Source organism: Providencia huaxiensis (assembly GCF_002843235.3).
GTDB classification, from domain to species: domain Bacteria; phylum Pseudomonadota; class Gammaproteobacteria; order Enterobacterales; family Enterobacteriaceae; genus Providencia; species Providencia huaxiensis.
Window position 1 is genome coordinate 2,559,680 of sequence record NZ_CP031123.2, and the last position, 18,553, is coordinate 2,578,232.

Annotated in this window: 13 protein-coding genes; 9 read left to right on the plus strand and 4 right to left on the minus strand. The window is 42.0% G+C overall.

From position 1 onward, the window contains the following. The first annotated feature begins 23 nt into the window (after positions 1-23). The gene (gene cfa, locus CYG50_RS13485; RefSeq protein WP_102140005.1) at positions 24-1,187 is read left to right on the plus strand and encodes a cyclopropane fatty acyl phospholipid synthase; all 1,164 of its coding nucleotides are present in this window, start codon (positions 24-26) and stop codon (positions 1,185-1,187) included. Between the two features lie 51 nt (positions 1,188-1,238). On the opposite strand, the gene torS is transcribed toward cfa, so the two are convergent. Further along, a complete protein-coding gene (torS, locus tag CYG50_RS13490; protein WP_102140006.1) occupies positions 1,239-3,992 on the minus strand; it encodes a TMAO reductase system sensor histidine kinase/response regulator TorS in 2,754 nt (917 codons plus the stop codon). A 93-nt stretch (positions 3,993-4,085) separates the two neighbouring features. On the opposite strand from torS, the gene torT reads away from it, so the two are divergent. Continuing rightward, positions 4,086-5,108: a TMAO reductase system periplasmic protein TorT gene (torT, locus tag CYG50_RS13495; protein ID WP_375373124.1), complete on the plus strand. Its 1,023-nt coding sequence runs from the start codon at positions 4,086-4,088 to the stop codon at positions 5,106-5,108. Here torT and torR read toward each other — a convergent pair. Beyond that, positions 5,081-5,782, minus strand: coding sequence for a two-component system response regulator TorR (gene torR / locus CYG50_RS13500; protein WP_102140008.1), 702 nt, complete (start codon positions 5,780-5,782; stop codon positions 5,081-5,083). The genes torT and torR overlap by 28 nt on opposite strands. Positions 5,783-5,918: 136 nt before the next feature. On the opposite strand from torR, the gene torC reads away from it, so the two are divergent. Genes torC through torD form a run of 3 tightly spaced genes read left to right on the plus strand, consistent with a single transcriptional unit; the run spans position 5,919 to position 10,244 of the window. Continuing rightward, positions 5,919-7,097 carry a pentaheme c-type cytochrome TorC gene (gene torC, locus CYG50_RS13505; RefSeq protein WP_102140009.1) on the plus strand — a complete coding sequence of 393 codons (1,179 nt, stop codon included), beginning with the start codon at positions 5,919-5,921 and terminating at the stop codon, positions 7,095-7,097. Further along, on the plus strand, positions 7,087-9,633 hold the full coding sequence (torA, locus tag CYG50_RS13510) for a trimethylamine-N-oxide reductase TorA (protein ID WP_102140010.1): 2,547 nt from the start codon (positions 7,087-7,089) through the stop codon (positions 9,631-9,633). Before torC ends, torA begins: the two co-directional genes overlap by 11 nt. Then, on the plus strand, positions 9,630-10,244 hold the full coding sequence (gene torD, locus CYG50_RS13515; protein WP_102140011.1) for a molecular chaperone TorD: 615 nt from the start codon (positions 9,630-9,632) through the stop codon (positions 10,242-10,244). The genes torA and torD overlap by 4 nt, the downstream gene beginning before the upstream one ends. A gap of 101 nt (positions 10,245-10,345) precedes the next feature. Here the strand turns inward: torD and CYG50_RS13520 are convergent, their stop codons facing one another. After that, positions 10,346-11,260, minus strand: a complete 915-nt coding sequence (locus CYG50_RS13520; protein ID WP_102140012.1) for an Rpn family recombination-promoting nuclease/putative transposase — start codon at positions 11,258-11,260, stop codon at positions 10,346-10,348. 314 nt (positions 11,261-11,574) lie between these two features. Between CYG50_RS13520 and CYG50_RS13525 the strand changes: the two genes are divergently transcribed. Next, positions 11,575-12,111: a GNAT family N-acetyltransferase gene (locus tag CYG50_RS13525; protein WP_102140013.1), complete on the plus strand. Its 537-nt coding sequence runs from the start codon at positions 11,575-11,577 to the stop codon at positions 12,109-12,111. 48 nt (positions 12,112-12,159) lie between these two features. Here CYG50_RS13525 and CYG50_RS13530 read toward each other — a convergent pair whose 3' ends face one another. After that, entirely contained in the window at positions 12,160-12,783 is a 624-nt protein-coding gene (locus CYG50_RS13530; RefSeq protein WP_102140014.1) for an SDR family oxidoreductase, read from the minus strand. Positions 12,784-13,264: 481 nt separating this feature from the next. Here CYG50_RS13530 and CYG50_RS13535 point away from each other — a divergent pair, with 481 nt between their 5' ends. The 3 genes from CYG50_RS13535 to CYG50_RS13545 all read left to right on the plus strand — a co-directional run bounded on the left by CYG50_RS13535 (position 13,265) and on the right by CYG50_RS13545 (position 18,533). Further along, entirely contained in the window at positions 13,265-14,011 is a 747-nt protein-coding gene (locus CYG50_RS13535; RefSeq protein ID WP_102140015.1) for a Slam-dependent surface lipoprotein, read from the plus strand. Between the two features lie 78 nt (positions 14,012-14,089). Beyond that, complete coding sequence (locus CYG50_RS13540; protein ID WP_102140016.1) at positions 14,090-15,544, plus strand: porin family protein; 1,455 nt, start codon at positions 14,090-14,092, stop codon at positions 15,542-15,544. A gap of 25 nt (positions 15,545-15,569) precedes the next feature. Beyond that, a complete protein-coding gene (locus tag CYG50_RS13545; RefSeq protein WP_102140017.1) occupies positions 15,570-18,533 on the plus strand; it encodes a TonB-dependent receptor plug domain-containing protein in 2,964 nt (987 codons plus the stop codon). The last annotated feature ends 20 nt before the right edge of the window (positions 18,534-18,553 follow it).

The window sequence follows — 18,553 nt, forward strand, 5'->3', positions numbered from 1 at the left end:
CTTTGAAAAAAATTGGAGATCAGATGAGTACTGAACACATCGTTAACCAAAAAAACACTATCGACCCTTGGCAACGCATTGCTGCCGAGCTATTAAGTGAAGCTGGCATTAAAATTAATGGTTCCCGCCCTTTTGATATTCAAGTTCACAACCCCCTATTCTTTAAACGCGTGCTACAACAAGGTTCAATAGGATTAGGTGAAAGCTATATGGATGGTTGGTGGGATTGCGAGCGCTTAGATATATTTTTCCAATATGTATTACGCCATAGACTCGATAAAAAAATACCTCATAACTTCAGTGATACATTAAAAATTGCTGTTGCTCGTGTTCGTAATCTACAAACCTTAAAACGCGCTCGTATTGTTGGAGAAGAACATTATGACCTCGGGAATGACTTATTTTCCTTGATGCTCGACCCTTATATGCAATATTCCTGTGGCTACTGGAAAGGCCTAGAAACGGTTCCTGAAAACCTTCATCTCGCACAAGAACAAAAATTAAATTTAATTTGCGAAAAACTGCAATTAAAACCGGGGATGCGATTACTTGATATTGGCTGTGGCTGGGGGGGACTTGCCGCCTATGCGGCAAAAAACTTTGGCGTTTCTGTCACCGGTGTCACTATCTCCGCGGAGCAACAAAAATATGCTCAAGCGCGCTGTGCAGGCTTAGATGTCAATATTAAATTAGAAGATTATCGAGGTCTCAATGACCAATTTGACCGTATTGTCTCTGTCGGCATGTTTGAGCATGTCGGCCCGAAAAACTATGCGGCTTACTTTGATGTTATTCAGCGCAATTTAAAAACTCATGGCCTGTTTTTACTTCACACCATTGGCTCTAACCAAAGTAAAGTGAATGTCGACCCGTGGATCAATAAGTATATTTTTCCAAACGGCTGCCTACCTTCTGTGCAAAATATTGGTGAAACCAGTGAAGGTAAATTAGTGATGGAGGATTGGCATAATTTTGGTGCTGATTATGACCATACACTCATGGCATGGTACTCCCGTTTCCAAGCCGCTTGGCCTGAACTCGAATTTAATTATACACCTCGTTTCAAACGCATGTTTTCCTATTATCTAAATGCTTGTGCAGGTGCATTTAGAGCTAGAGACATTCAGTTATGGCAAATACTTTGGAGCCCACAAGGTGTGAATGGAGGCCTACGGGTTGCTCGCTAAGCTTCTATCTTGAACATATACCTTCGTTAATCTTACGGGCTAGTTAAAGAATCAATGTGTTTCATTCAACCATTGCTCAATAGCCTGTAAGCCTTGCTGCACATTATCTTTCAATTGAGTATCCGCCATTGGCTGCTGCTCTAATAACTCACAAGTTTTTACTGCACTTTGCATTCCTAAACTGGCACAACTGCTTTTTAACTGGTGCGCAAGGCGCTTGACTTGTTCTGTGTTATTTTCTGCTCGTGCAATGTCAATTTGGTCAATCAAAGGCAAGGAATGCTGTTTAAAAATACTCACCCATTCGCGAATTTTCGGAAGTCCCATTAGTTCGGCATCACTAATAAGCTGTTGTAAATCTATAAATTTCTCCTGAATACTAGGAGCAGGCAATGTATATTCACCGCCTGAAATATATTTAACGATTAACTTGTTTAACGTATCTCTTGGTACCGGTTTTTGAATAATTCCACGAAAAACTTGGCTGGTCCGTTGGCGTAAAGTTTCATCAATCAAATGAGCACTAAAACCAATCAAAATCAATTGGGGATAGGTTTTCGCTAATTGTTTAGCTAAGGTGATACCATCGATATCAGGTAAACCGAAATCCACCAATGCCGCGGTAAATTGTTGCCCAGTTTGTAGGGCTGCTAGCGCCTCAGCTGCAGACCCAACAATAGTGACCTGTGCCCCGCTGCGGGTTAACATTTCCCCACTAATTTTCTGAGTCAATGGGTTGTCTTCTATGAGTAATAAATGCACGCCCAACATGTCTAATGGCAGATCAGCCGATTTACTTACGGGATGCGAGGCGATACATAACGGCAGTGTTAAACGAAAACAGCTCCCGCTCCCTAATTGGCTACTAACCGTTAATTCACCGCCCATCGCTTGCGCTAAACTTGCACTAATTGTCAGTCCAAGCCCCGTTCCACCCCGCTGGCTATCTACTTGCACAAATGGCTTAAAAATATCCGTAAATCGCGAGCTATCAATGCCGCACCCTGTGTCTTCCACTTCAATAAACCAATATTTGCCATAACGGCAACTGCGTAACGTAATTTGCCCCTGTTGAGTAAAGCGCAATGCATTACTGAGTAAATTTGTGATAATTTGTCGGATCCGTAGCGGGTCCCCTTGTAAAGCAATCGGCAAATCATCCGCAATATCTGCAACTAACTGAATAGCAGGGTTTTTATTACTCGCATTCATTAAATACAAAGTACTTTCTAATAACGGCTTGGGTTCGAAAGGCTCATCATTGATAGACACATTATGTCCTCCGGCTTCAATTGCGGAGTAGTCCAAAATGTCATTTAAAATGGCTAATAAAGATTCACCTGAGTCAGTAATTGCATATAAATCATCATGATACTGATTAAGTACTTTATTTTCTAATAACAGTTGCGCTGTCCCCAAAATCCCATAAAGAGGAGTACGGATTTCATGGCTCATTGCCGCCAAAAATGCCGATTTCGCCTGATTGGCTTGTTCCGCTTCAGAACGAGCTTTTCGGTGCTCAACGACCATCACACGCAGTTCTGCCGTCCTCGCTTTGACTTCATCTGCTAGCTGTTCACGCTGATTATTTAAGGCATGAACACTTTCACGAAATGCATCCATTAAACGGCCAATCGTATCAAGCTCTTTCACTCCTGCGGTTTCAGGAAATGCGGAGTCAATATCGCCCTCTAACAACCGTTGAAGTGCTTGAGTCTGCTGCGCCAACGGTTTTGTCACTAAGCGATAAACCACTCGCCAAAGGATCAAAACCAATGAGAGTAGAGAGACAATACTCAATGCTAACAACCAATTCTGCCCCCGCTCACTGGCTTGCTTTAGTTGCCCCAATGCGGTTTGGTTACGCAGCTCAATGATGTTAACTAATTGCGCTACTTCACTACTAAAACGTGCAAATTGGTCAATATTATTTTGTGATAAAATCTGTAAACGTGTTGTGATGTCGTTATCTTGCCGGTACAACGCAATTAACTCTGTATAGCGCTTCACGCTATTTAACGCGTTTTCTACTTGGCCTCGCACTGCGGGGTCTTCAATATATTTTTGCCGACGTTGTAAGATTTTAACTGCAGAATTCAACTGTTTTTCTAATTCAGCCATATTACGGTGGGGCTGGTTTGAACCTAAATTAAGTACCATTTGCTGTACACGCATCGCGCTTAATCGAAGTTCATTCATTTGGCTAGCATATTCAAGGTCAATATCAATTAGTTGATCAAGGGCTTGTTGGGCTTGTTCCCCTTGATTCCTTTCGATAAGGTCATAAATACTGACCTGAGTTGCTCCCGCTGAAGTGGCAGCATTGTTTGCCTGACCATGTGCCATTTGGGCGATATCACCTGCCGCTGCAATTATATGCTGCCTTAATTGTTGTTGCTCTGCGCGCAGTTTTAAACGCTGCCCGACTAACTCACCCTGTTGGCTTAATGATTGAGCAATTTCTTTTTCTTGCTGTTCAATATCTTGTGTATTAAAACCTTGTTCTCGTAATGTTTTCAGTATATTCGTGATTTTCAGGCTTTGTGCTGTTAACATCCGCCCTTGTGCTAACCAAATACTTTCACTATCCGCATTTGTGAGATTTTGTGCAGAAAATAATTCCCAAGCACTTGCTTCGCTCAGTTGCCTTGCCATATTCATGGTTGGGATCAGAGCCTCGGTATTGGCCTGTTCAACTTGGCTAACAAAACGTAAGTTGTACCACCCTACAAGGGTGCTGATAAAGGTCAATGCGGCCATCAGCGCAAAGCCCATCCACAATCGTCTAGTTAGTGATAAATTCACGGTTTGGTTAGCCTAAAAATTAAAATGATTGAGTTAGTAGTAAGAAAGCATTTAGGATAACGGTTTCTGGTTTGTGAGGCTATCATGCGTGTATTGATTTTACTCCTGTTCATATTTCACTCGTTGTTGAACCTAGCAATGGCACAGAATAGTTCACTCATTCAGTGGCGTGATAACCTACATTTTAATCACCAAACACATGATCCCGTAACCGCCACAAAAACCTGGAAGTTGTGCGCGCTTTACCCTAGTTTAAAAGATTCTTATTGGTTATCAATTAATTATGGCATGCAAAAAGCGGCAAAACACTATGGCGTTGACTTAAACGTACTAGAAGCCGGTGGATATAACCAACTAGCAACCCAACAAAAGCAAATTACGCAATGCCAACAATGGGGAGCAGATGCTATCTTACTGGGAAGTAGCACCACAACTTTTCCAAACCTTAGCCAACTCGTGGGAAATACGCCTGTCATTGAAGTCATCAATGCCACCCACGATAACACAATAAAAACCCGTGTTGGTGTGCCTTGGTTCCAAATGGGCTATCAGCCGGGGCGCTATTTAGTGCAATGGAGCCAAAGCAAGCCATTGAAAGTTTTACTCATGCCAGGGCCATTAAATGCCGGTGGCAGCCATGAAATGGAACAAGGATTCCGAGAAGCTATTGCAGGTAGCCAAGTACAAATTGTGGACGTCGCACAAGGGGATAACGACCTTGAGGTGCAACGCAATTTGTTGCATGAAATGTTAGAGCGTAACCCTGATATTAATGTTGTCGTTGGCACAGCGATTGCCGCTGAGGCCGCAATGGGTGAAGGCCGTAACTTAACGAAACCACTTAATATTGTTTCTTTTTACTTGTCTCATCAAGTCTACCGAGGCTTAAAAAGAGGCCGAATAATTATGGCCGCCAGCGACCAGATGGTTTGGCAAGGTGAGCTAGTGATTGAACAAGCCATCAAAGTACTACAAGAGCAGCCGGTTCCAAACAATATCAGCCCGCCGATTTTAGTGCTTACTCAACAAAATGCCGATAGTGAACACTTACGCAATTCATTATCCCCTGGAGGCTTTAGGCCCGTATATCAATATACATCGGCAGCTAAAAAATAGCCTTCACCGTGCTGAGTTACTAATAAATCAGCATTGATTTTATGGCGTAAACGACGAATAAGTACATCCACGGTGCGTAAATCAGGGTGATCGACTCGTCGGGCAGATAACATACGTAACAGACGTTCTCGGGTTAAAATCTCCCGCGGGTTAGTCACAAACGCCACAAGTATTTCATATTCTGCCCGTGTGAGTTTGATAACCTGATTTTCAAATTGGAGTGTATGCATTGAGACATTTAGGCAATAGCCCGCAAACTGATAGCAATTATCTTGAGAAACAACTTGGGTTTGCGAAGGCTTAGCAAGGTCAATGCGCCAAAGTAAATTTTTAACGCGAACGACTAACTCCCTCAATTCCAAGGGTTTAGTAACGTAATCATCTGCTCCCATTTCTAACCCCACAATACGGTCAATTTGGTCACAGCGGCCGGTGACTAAAATAATCCCCACCGTGAAACGCTCACGTATTGCTCTTGTTAACATTAACCCGTTTTCATCCGGTAAATTAATATCTAACAGAATCAAATCAACGGCCTGCTGATCCATAATTTCACGTAGACCCGCACCATTCCCCGTCACAGAAACACGATATCCTTCTTGCTCAAAATAAGCCTGTAAGCGAGCCTGAGTAACGGGTTCATCTTCAACAACCACAATATGATGTGATGTCATTGATACACTCTCTTCTGTTCATATCTGTTCATATTTGCTCATATCTTGCCGTAAGCTGTTCATTCTGGCTAGTACCGCTATTCATATTAACTCAATAAGATTGCCTGTATTAAACCATATAATTACAGGGGCTATTATGCGGAAACTCTGGAGAGCGTTGCGAAAACCAAGTGCTCGTTGGTCAATGCTAACGTTAATCGTTGTCGGGATTGCAGTGGGTGTTGCGTTAATCGTTGTCCCCCATGTTGGGATGAAAGTGACTAGCACCACTGAGTTTTGTGTCAGTTGCCATAGCATGGAACCCGTTTACGAAGAATATAAACAATCTGTACATTTCCAAAATGCATCTGGCGTACGCGCAGAATGCCATGACTGCCATATTCCCTCCGACCTTCCAGGCATGATTAAACGGAAACTCGAAGCAAGCAATGATATTTATCAAACATTTATTGCTCACTCGATAGATACCCCAGAAAAATTTGAAGCCAAGCGTGCCGAACTTGCGGAACGCGAGTGGGCTCGCATGAAAGAGAATAATTCAGCCACTTGCCGCTCTTGCCATGATTATGACTCGATGGATCACGCAAAACAAAACCCAGAAGCGGCTCGCCAAATGCAAATTGCTGCGAAAGAAAATCAATCCTGTATTGATTGCCATAAAGGGATTGCCCATCAACTACCCGATATGAGTAGTGGCTTTCGTAAACAATTTGATGAGTTAAGAGCGAAAGCAAACAGTGATGCTGACATTCTTTATTCACTTGATATTAAACCTCTTTATGCCAATAAAGGGGATAAAGACCCCGCAGGCTCGTTACTTCCTGCCTCAGAGGTGAAAGTTCTAAAACGTGATGGCGATTGGCTACAAGTTGAAATAACAGGGTGGACAGAAACCGATGGTCGCCAACGCGTTCTATCTGAATTTCCGGGTAAGCGAATTTTCGTCGCTTCGATACGCGGTGATGTTCAAGAAAATGTGAAAAATTTAGAAAGCACCGTTGTCGCTGCAACAGATACGTCATGGAGCAAACTGCAAGCAACTGCATGGATGCAACAAGGCGATATGGTCAATGATATCAAACCGATATGGGCTTATGCAGATTCTTTATATAACGGTTCATGTAATCAATGCCATGGTGCGCCAGATATCGCTCACTTTGATGCTAACGGTTGGATAGGCACATTAAACGGTATGATTGGCTTTACCAGTTTAGATAAGCGAGAAGAGCGTACCTTACTGAAATACTTACAAATGAATGCATCTGATACCGCAGGATCTTCACACGGTGATAACGGAGTACAGAATGAAAAATAATCCAACTTTTCAAGCTTCTCGTCGACGCTTTTTGTTCCAGCTTGGCGGGCTCACTGTGGCAGGTATGTTAGGCCCTTCCCTATTAACACCGCGTAAGGCTAGCGCTGCGACAGTTGGCGAACAAGCTGCGGTAGTACAAGAAGGCATTCTGACTGGGTCACACTGGGGTGCAATTCGCGCCACTGTAGTTGATGGCCGTTTTATCGAAGCAAAACCTTTTGAACACGATAAATTCCCATCAAAAATGATTGCAGGATTGCCTGACCATGTACATGGCACCGCTCGTATCCGTTATCCAATGGTTCGTGTTGATTGGCTACGTAAACGTCATTTAAGTGATACTTCTCAACGGGGTGATAACCGTTTCGTACGTGTTTCTTGGGATGAAGCCCTTGATTTGTTCTATCAAGAGCTAGAACGTATTCAAACAACTTATGGGCCAAGTGGGCTGCTCACTGCAAATGGTTGGCAATCAACCGGGATGCTCCACAATGCTTCAGGCATGTTAGCCCGCGCCATTGCCCTGCATGGCAATAGTGTTAGTACTGGCGGAGACTACTCAACGGGGGCTGCACAAGTCATTTTACCTCGAGTCGTTGGGTCGATGGAGGTTTATGAACAACAAACCTCTTGGCCGCTAGTCCTGAAAAATAGTAAAACCATCGTATTATGGGGCTCTGACCTGATTAAAAACCAACAAGCTAACTGGTGGTGTCCTGATCATGACGTTTATGAATATTATGAACAACTCAAAGAGAAAGCGGCTAATGGCGAGATAAAAGTCATCAGTATTGACCCTATAATCACCTCAACTCATGATTACCTTGGACGTGCAAATGTTCAACATATCGCTATTAACCCCCAAGCGGATGTACCGCTGCAATTAGCCATCGCCCACACGCTTTACAGTGAAGGCTTGCATGATAAAACCTTCTTAAAAGAATATTGTGTCGGTTTCGAGCAATTTGTTCCCTACTTAATGGGAAAAACGGATGGACAACCCAAAGATGCACAATGGGCAGCTGAAATTTGCGGTATTGATGCCGACACAATCCGAGCTTTAGCTCGCCAAATGGCAGCAGATAGAACCCAAATCATTGCAGGTTGGTGCGTTCAACGTATGCAACATGGTGAACAATGGTCGTGGATGATTGTTGTTTTAGCTGCGATGTTAGGTCAAATTGGCTTACCGGGTGGAGGATTTGGCTTCGGCTGGCATTATAATGGCGCGGGTACACCAAGCCGTCAGGGGATTATTTTAAGTGGTTTTTCCGGCTCAACTAAAGTGCCACCCATTCATGATAACAATGACTACAAAGGCTACAGCAGCACCATTCCTATTGCTCGTTTTATCGATGCGATTTTAGAGCCAGGAAAAACAATCAATTGGAACGGTAAAGCAGTTAAATTGCCACCACTAAAAATGTGCGTATTTGCTGGAACCAACCCATTCCACCGCCACCAACAAATTAACCGTATTATTGAAGGTTGGCGCAAGCTTGAAACGGTTGTTTCTATTGATAATCAATGGACATCCACCTGTCGCTTTGCCGATATCGTATTACCGGCAACCACACAATTTGAACGTAATGACCTTGACCAATACGGTAACCACTCAAATCGTGGCATTATTGCGATGAAACAGCTCGTTGAACCGCAGTTTGAATCACGTAATGACTTCGACATTTTACGCGATCTATGTCGTCGTTTTGGCCGTGAAGAAGCCTTTACTGAAGGTTTAGACGAAATGGGCTGGCTAAAACGCATTTGGCAAGAAGGCAGCCAGCAAGGAAAAGGCCGTGGTATTCATTTACCATCCTTCGATACGTTCTGGGAAAAAGAAGGCTATGTGGAATTTGAACATCCACAAATGTTTGTTCGTCATCAAGCGTTTAGGGAAGATCCCGACTTAGAACCTTTAGGGACACCGAGTGGTTTAATTGAGATTTATTCGAAAACCATTGCCGACATGCAATATGATGATTGCCAAGGTCACCCAATGTGGTTCGAAAAAGCGGAACGCTCCCACGGTGGCCCTGGTTCAAAAAAATGGCCATTACATTTGCAATCTGCTCACCCCGATTTTCGCTTACATTCACAATTGTGCGAATCTCCTGTATTACGCCAATATTATTCCGTTAGTGGCAAAGAGCCTATCTTTATTAGCCCTAAAGATGCAAAAGCCAGAGGTATACAAAATGGTGATATCGTTCGTGTTTTCAACGACCGAGGGCAAGTGTTAGCCGGAGCCGTGGTTTCGGACCTATATACAGAAGGCGTTGCTCGTATCCATGAAGGAGCTTGGTATGACCCGACTAAGGGTGGAGAAATTAATGCTCTGTGTAAATACGGAAACCCAAACGTATTGACATTGGATATAGGAACCTCTCAACTCGCTCAAGCCACCAGCGCACATACGACGATCGTGGAGATAGAAAAATACACAGGGCAAGTGGATAACGTCAGTGCATTCGATGGGCCAATTGAAATGGTGGCTCAATGTGAATATGTTCCTGCATCACAGGTGAATAGATGACCAAAGAAATTACTTTATCGTCAGAACAAATAGCCTGTGTTTATGCATGGTTAGCACAATTATTCTCACGTGAATTAGATAGTGCAACGATAGCGCAACTTCAATCTAGCGAAATGATGGATTGGTTTACAACTATCGAACAGGAACCCGTTTTAATTTCGCCAATTCAAGAGGTTAAAACAAAAATCCAAGCGCTAATGATGCGAAATGATGCTCAGCTCGAATTAGCCGCAGATTTTTGCAGTTTATTCTTAATGTCAGATAAGCAATCCGCCTTACCTTACGCCTCAGTTTATCCAAACAGTGAGCATGGTAATGAACAGATTAAGTACCTATTAGCCGAGGCAGGAATGGAAACCAGTAAGGCATTTAACGAGCCTTCTGACCATATTTCAATTTTTTTGGAGCTATTAAGCCACTTACATTTTTCATTAAATGAAGCCCATTTGGCGCAAGAAAAAGTGGAACAATTACGCCTAAAAACGTTGTCACTTTTACTGCAATGGCTACCGATATTTAGCCAAAACTGCCAACGATATGATGAATTTGGTTTTTATGCTGCTTTGAGTCAGCTGTCGTTAGCGCTAGTTCAATGGGATAAGCAAACCTAATAGATACCATTTAAATAATTTATATATTATTCAACTATTATTAAAAACAAAGGGATATTAATAAATAATATCCCTTTTAAATCTTAGTCATAACACCTGAGTTACTGTAAAGAAATAAGTTTTTCACGGCTCAGCCCAGTGCTTTTCATTATTATCTCAATATTAACTCCTTGCTCCAAAAGATTCCGTGCAGTTGTTATATTTGCCTCTTCTTGGCCTTTTTGAAATCCTTCTTGCAGTCCTTCTTGTCGTCCTTTATCTTGCAATCGTTGCGCAATATTCATGATTGTCTCCTTATGCTTTTCTGTCTGTTCCCCTAAAACTTGAATAACTTGTTCAAAATTATGCGAGTCTAAAGCAATAAACAGATAATTGAGGATAGTTATGATGTCATTATCACTATTATAATGTTTATTGAGTGCCTTCGCCAAGAGAGGGAGTACCTGTTGGAATTCATCCCGAAGATATTTATGTTTCATCGCTAATTCCATTACCGCAATTTTTCGATGATTAACGAGTTCATTATCGTCAATAACGGTAATATCTACGAGTGGAAATGGTTGTGTGTATAACTCATGTGCAATCCCTGGTAATGGAAAACAATCCGTCCAAAGTTGTGTATATGGATAAGGCGAACGCGCCCCATGGTAAAATAATATCGGTACAACAATGGGTAATGTTGTTTTTCCTTGCTGCATATGCTGATTCATCGCTAAAAACGCATAATGCATTAAACGCCACGCCATGAGTTTATCGGGAGTTGATTGATGTTCAACTAAAAGATAAATATACCCTTCCCCTTGAGAGGTTTGTACTGAATACAATACATCCGATAACCGCGAGCGAAGTTGTTTATCAATAAACGAGGAATTTGTCAGCGATAACGTATTGAAATCACATAATGATTTTATATATTCCGGTAAATGAATTTCGAAGAAGTCTCGCGCATTTTCAATGTTTGCCATAAATCCTTTAAAAGCCGCATCATGTATCGTTGATGTCGTTTTTTTCTTCATTCAATAATCCTTATTGAAAAGAGCAACGACCACACAATAAAGCAAAATACCTAGATTGTCTGTTCAGTATAACAATATGATAAAATTCGAAATTTTGGAGTGAAATAATATTTATAATGTCAATATTATATTAATAAAAATAACGTTTGAGTAATACCACAAAGTATATCGATGGCTTTATTAAAAAGCACTAAAATAGTTTTTAACACTAGCACATTAAAATCACCACAACCTATTTTGAACAGCGATATACTACTCTACAAGCTTAACCATTTTTCCATTTTCTCCTCTTTGCAATTATTCCACGGTGCTAAATGACAATAGAATATAAACACAAACACACGTCTCAACTTTCAACAGAAAATAGAGAGGCATTGTATTCCGTGCTATATCAAAGCTTTGAGCAAGATTTTACCCATGATGATTTCGAACATGCTTTAGGGGGAATGCATGTTTTAGCCTATGACCATCAACAGATTGTTGGTCATGTTGCTATTATTCAACGCCATATGGCAATCGGTAACATGCCAATAACGGTTGGCTATGTTGAAGCGATGGCTGTACTAGAAAACTACCGTCGCCAAGGGATCGGTAAACAACTCATGCAGGCTACCAACCAAATTATTGCCAGTTGCTATCAGCTAGGCCTCCTTTCTGCATCAGATGAAGGCTTTCATGTATATCAATCTGTCGGTTGGCAGGTTTGGAATGGACCGTTGTATGAGCTCAACCAAGGCCATTATATCCACTCTGTGGATGAAGAAGGTGGTGTTATGGGGTGGTCAAAAAACAATTTAATTGATTTTTCACAGCCCCTATATTGTGACTTTCGCAGTGGAGACCAATGGTAGCCTATATGTGATAAAAGCCAGATAGGCTAAAAAACAACATTAGTTTTATTAAGCGGGTGTCAGGCCGGGCTGTACCACACTATAAATTTGTTTTTTCAATTCTTCTTGCTTAGCCAATTGGTAAACATGTGAAGCAACATCTGCGCGCATCACTAAACCATGAACTTCAACCTCTTGTTGAAGAACTGCTTTTCCCGTTGGCTCACCATGTAATAACCCACCAGGGCGAACAATCACATAATCTAACGAACTAGTTTGTAGCCATGACTCCGCAAGGGATTTTTCTCTCACTGCCTGGCCAAACGCAGCACGTGACCGAGCAGACAAATAAGGCCATGAGTCTCCACAACCTAGTGACGTGACTAGCACCATACGAGATATACCTGCTTGCTCGGCACAATCAATCACCGTGCGGTGAGCTAAGTAATCTTGCGTACCTCCCATGGTTGAAATAACCGTAGCAGTTGTTCCTGCGGAATGACAAGCTGCCTTAACCACCTCACTATCACAAGCATCGCCAATTAACACTTGTACCCCTAAAGCCTCTAAACCTGATGCGGATTGCCTATTACGTACAACTGCGATGACTGGGCGTTTCTCTGCTATTGCCAACTGAGCAACCTGATGACCAACACCTTTTCCACCCGCGCCAAAAATTAACCATGGAGCCATTTTTTTCTCCCTTTGTTTTGAGTGATACATCAATCTATTTGTGATTTAAAGATCTAAAATTACCACAATATAGATGATAATGCGCATTATTTGCATTTATTATTTGAATCTATTTAAGCCGCGAATAGCTATCATCAACGATGGAAAAGTAAACAACACTAACTTTAATGTTTTTTATGTAATTCATTTAATCAAACTCATTAAAATGTGACTAGTTTAACTTTTTCGTAAAAAAACACTTATCATAAAAAATGATAAACCAACAAATTAATTACAAAAATAAATCGTAATATCAACAACTAACAACAAACAAAATACCAGTATCCCATTGATACCCATAATTATTTTAATGTTAATGCGAAGAATTATCATTTGCATTTATATTATTATTTGATTTAATACCTACCGTCATATATATGCGAAATAATAATTTCTTAATCAATAGTATCGTTAATATCTTTAATAAAAATGGAGTATTTCGATGAAAAAGTTAACTATTATCGCCCTAGCATTCGCCACGAGTGGGGTCACTTTTGCCGCTTCTGCTGAGATCGGCTTTGACCAAAGCCAGCCTTTCAACCCAAATGAACCTTCCGTGCGCGTTGGTAAAACAGAAGGGACAAATGGTGGCCATGGTGGCGCTATCGGAGATCCCGGTATTGGTGTGCAAACTGTATATGGTGGAAAAATAATTTCATTCTCAGGCCTAACAAAAATGGCGCCAAAAAAACAGGGAAATGAAGCGCATGTGATTTCCATGCCTAATGGCCCTGGTTCACATGACAAAATGGGCGTATTTAACTTTGCCAAAGTCGCGGATGCTGAGGTGTATTTCGGTGAATGGTCATCGACAGGGCAAGTTAATGACACCACACACACGGCTTACTACTCAGGTAAAGACATCACCACCAATATGCCAACAGCGGGCACTGCGGAATACTCTGTTAAAGGAATAAGCCAATATAACGGAGGTGCAATGGCCGCAGGTACCCTGACAGCTAACTTTGGTACTAAATCTTTAGCAGGGAATATTGGTGCGACGAACATTGATGCCACCATTAAAAATAATGCTACCTTCGCAGGAGATGCGACACTTAATGGCGCATTAGGTGAAACCCGCGGGCACTTTTTTGGCGACCAAGCTAAACATATTGCTGGGGTAACTGAATTCAGCGACCACAGTAAAGATATGGCCTTTGGGGGAAGCCGTGGGAATATTTCCCAGTAATCCATAAATCAATCTCGGTGACCACAACAAAGCATCACACATTGCTGGTCACCACCCTTTATTACCGAAGCTAACCCTATGCAATATCTTTTATTAACCCTTGCCATCATGGTTACAATGGTCGCGCCCTCTGCATTTTCAACCAGTCTGGATACAGACCGTGAACAGTTGTTATGGCAAAAAGATAAACAAAATTATCGTGATAAAAGTGCAGTTGTCCCCCATAAAGACCAATTGCTACTCCCAGATGACCTATCAATCAAACTAAATGGGGAAAACTATACCCTAAAAAATAACGCTCAAGATCTAGGCCAGGCGATTTATTTGGCAATCAACCATCGGCAATTTCAAGACGTACAACGCTTATTGCCTCGCTACCAGCAGCTAACTGATGCGGACCCATTGCTTATTTTATTTGCAAAAGCAGAAATCGCTAAAACGCAAAACCATTACCCTGAAGCAATTGCCCACTACCAACAAATACTGGCACTGTCACCAAAGTTTCTTCGCATTAAGTTGGAACTTGCCCGAGCTTATTTTGACGATAATCAAAATAAGGAGTCTTTGGCTTTATTCCAAAACTTAATCAACGATGAAACACTTGCATTACCTGCCAGTGTAAAGCAGACCATCCAACAATTTATTAGCGCTATCGAAAACCGAACAGCTTGGAGCGGGAGTCTCTCTTTCGGATATAAAAATAACAGTAATATTAACCAAGTCCCTGATAAAAATAAAATTTGGGAAGTACCAGGTGGCACATTAAAAATGGACAACCCTATCGCGTCGTCAGGGCTCACCTATGACGCGAGCCTGAGTAAAATAATTCCTATCTCTGGCCATCATTCGCTGCAAATCAAGGGGACATCATATGGCGACCGCTATCCTCACTATGCCGAATTTAGTGAGAATACCACCTCTTTAGCTGCTTTATACCGTTTTAATGATGCGAATACCACTGTCGCCGTTGGCCCATTAGTTGAATTAAAAACAGTCAATGAAAAGCGTCGTTATTTAGGGATAGGTGGCAAAATTGAAGCTGATTATCAATTCAGCCCAAACATGATCCTCAGTATGTCCGCGGATCACCAACAGCTTCATTACCAAAAACCGTATGACAGTGCCGATGGTAATCGAAGTAGCCTACACCTAACGGGTGTCTATGGAATCACCCCAGATACCTCCCTATTTTTGGGAGCTGACGCGACGCGTCTCACCACAGAAGTTCGTAGTGATGATTATGACCAGTTGGGTGTCCGAGGCGGCTTCTATACCGTGATTACACCTGATGTGCATTTATTAGCACTAGCCACCTATCGAGAAAGCCAATTTCAAGCCTTCAATTACCTCCTGAATGTGAAACGCCATGATCGTGAAGCGATGTACTTTGCGCGGCTCAATTTTCCAAATTATTCATTTTTCACATTTACGCCTTATACCAGTTATCGCTTTCGTGACAATCGCAGCTCCGCAGATGGAATTTACTCCTATCACCAGCACGAAATTTCTATTGGGTTAGAAACCCGTTTTTAAGCGTTATGGCACAGAGAAAAACACTATGTATAAATACAAATTAACACCTATTACTACTGCAATTATTACTGCCCTTTTTATTCCATCGATTGCTTTAGGGGAAAAAGAAGAACACATCGGTACCATTACTGTTCAAGATTCCGCAAAAACTATCAAAGAGCGTGATCAACAAGGCTACGATGACCAATATGATGCAAAAGGCTCTAAAATTTATTTAGGAAAAGACCTTGTTGAGCGTTATAAAGGTACCAGTACCGCGGATGTGCTAAATAGCGCAGTTGGCGTCTATAGCGGTGACGCAAGAAACAGTGGTGCGTTAGACCCAAATATTCGAGGGATCCAAGGACAAGAGCGTGTTCCTGTTACGGTTGACGGAACAGAGCAATCACTAACAGTTTACCGGGGTTACAATGGGGCAAATAACCGTAATTATGTGGACCCAAACCTCATTAGTAGTATTGAGATTGAAAAAAGTGGTTCTCTTGCTGGTGATATAAAAACCTCTGTTGGTGGTGGGATAGCCATCAGAACCCTAGGAATAGATGACGTCGTCGCTCCAGATGAAAAGTTTGGTGTCAGCTTAAAATTAGAAACCAGCAGTAATTCAACTCGTGAACGTATTCCTCACTATGGTTATGGCGAAGATTACCGAGATCACCCAGAGATTTATAAAGATAATAACTCCGTATTCTCCGATCCTGTCGTCCACATCACACCGAAATCCCGAGGAAATGCACAATTTTTCAATTTTAAAGATAATGGCGGAAGAATAGCGGTTGGGACTCGACAAGAAAAATTCGATTTAATGGCTGCCTATGCCTATCGCCGCCAAGGCAACTATTTTGCAGGGAAAAATGGCGCTCACCGTTATAAAGAATCCGTTCAACTAAATGAACAACAAACAGTACAGCAACAACTTGGCCCAGATCCTTACTTACCTTTTGCCGCGAATGTATTTCTCCCCGGAAAAGAAGTGACTAATACCTCTAATGAGCTGGAATCTTATTTAGTTAAAACCAATTTATATCTCACTGAAAACCAAACACTACACCTTGGCTTTCGCCGGAGTGAAAGTACCTATGGTGAAATTATGCCCTCACGTTTAGGATTTGCTGAGCTTGAAGGTAAACAAGTGCTACCACAATGGCCGTTGGCTCACTTTACAGTCAATGCCTATAATGCCGAATACAAATGGAAACCCGAAGATAACCAATGGATTGACCTAAATGCGAATATCTGGATGACGCATTCCGTAGGAGATACCAATACCTCTGGCGGCTACCCTCGAGAGCCCAAAGAGCGTGACTGGGCCTTTGAGTATGGCTATGGCGATGGCAAAGATCCTAACATTGATGGCACGTTAATTAATACCGCAGCAACTAATTCTGAAAATGATCGCATTGGATTTAATTTACGCAATACCATGGCGCTCACCCCCGATCTTGATTTAACCATTCGCGGTTCAATGCTCAAAGAAAAATTAGACTCAAATGACGTTCCACCATCGCAAACTGCTAGCCCGTTTATTGCCCTTCCACGTAAAGGCCATCGACAAGAAACCAGTATTGCCTTTAACTTTAACTATCGCCCAACGAGTTGGTTGGAGTTGGATGCGGGAGCAAAATATATTGATGGCTGGACAGAAGATGATTACTTAAAAGAGCAAATGCGCAATCGAACCAAAGGCTTTCAAAACCCTGATGAACGACTTGCTAAACAAATCAATTACAACCGAATTTTAACCCAAGATGAATATAATAAAGCTATTGAAAATGGCTACCAACCCTTCAATGGTGGCTATAGGAACAAACAAATCTTACTCAAAACGATAGGGCTTGATGACACGAATTATACTGTTTTCATCACCAAGAGAAATAGCTCTCAACATCCAGAAGAAAATGGCGTTTTAGATGTCAATTTCCGCACGGAATGGAAATCAGATAAAGACGGGCGCTATACGACAAAAACGAACCCTTTCCATAACGGAACTTTTGACTCTCAAGCACGCGCTGTCGACCCAGTAACGGGTAAAGAAGTTTACGTCTATGGGGCAAGTTATTCGCATCCTTCAGATGATATCGAGCGAAAGCTCACTGAAGAAGAAAAATGGAAATTCTCAGGCAAACAAAAAAGCCATGGCTGGGCGCCTGCTTTTGGTGCAAATATTTGGTTGTCTGATAACGACCGCGTTTATGCGCGCTACATCGAAACAGTACGCTTGCCAAGTATTTTCGAAAATAGCATTGGGTTTGCTGGGGAAAGTGAAGCTCGCAAAGAGAAAATGTTATTCAAACCCGAACGTGCGAAAACCATAGAATTTGGCTATTCCCGTAATTTACAAGGGTTACTCGGTGCTGAACGTCACGCTGATGTGAAAATAGGCTATTACCATACTGTCATCGAAAATGCATTTGACCGTGATGGACGTCTTAATTTTGTTCAAGTAAAAGAGCATAAAACCGCGGGGATTGAAGCTTTGGCCCGCTACGATAATGGTGGGGTATTTATGGATATTGGTGTTGATTACCGCCTCAAAAATGAAGTTTGTGATGACTCCGCACCCGCTAATTTGGATCCAACTAACCGCTATAATATCTCTCAATGCACCACCGCAGGTTTCCCCGGTGGCTTTTTACGCACACAATTACAGCCTAAATATGCGATTAACTCTAACCTCGGCATGCGTTTTATGGATGAAACTCTCGAGGTGGGAACACGCTTACGTTATACCAGCAGCGTGCAAAATAAAGATGAACGGAAATTAATGCAGCAATTCCCAGGGAGTTATTCAATGGCGAATAATAGCCCAATGCACTGGACCCCGACCTTTACAGCAGATGCCTATGCCAGTTACCAAATTGATAAAAATATCAATGTCGAATTCTTAGTAACCAACTTAACTGATCGTTATTATATCGACCCACTAACACGCAGTATGATGCCAGCTCCAGGCCGCACACTACGCTTAGGATTAAATGCACAATTTTAGATAAATGCTGTTGATTTACC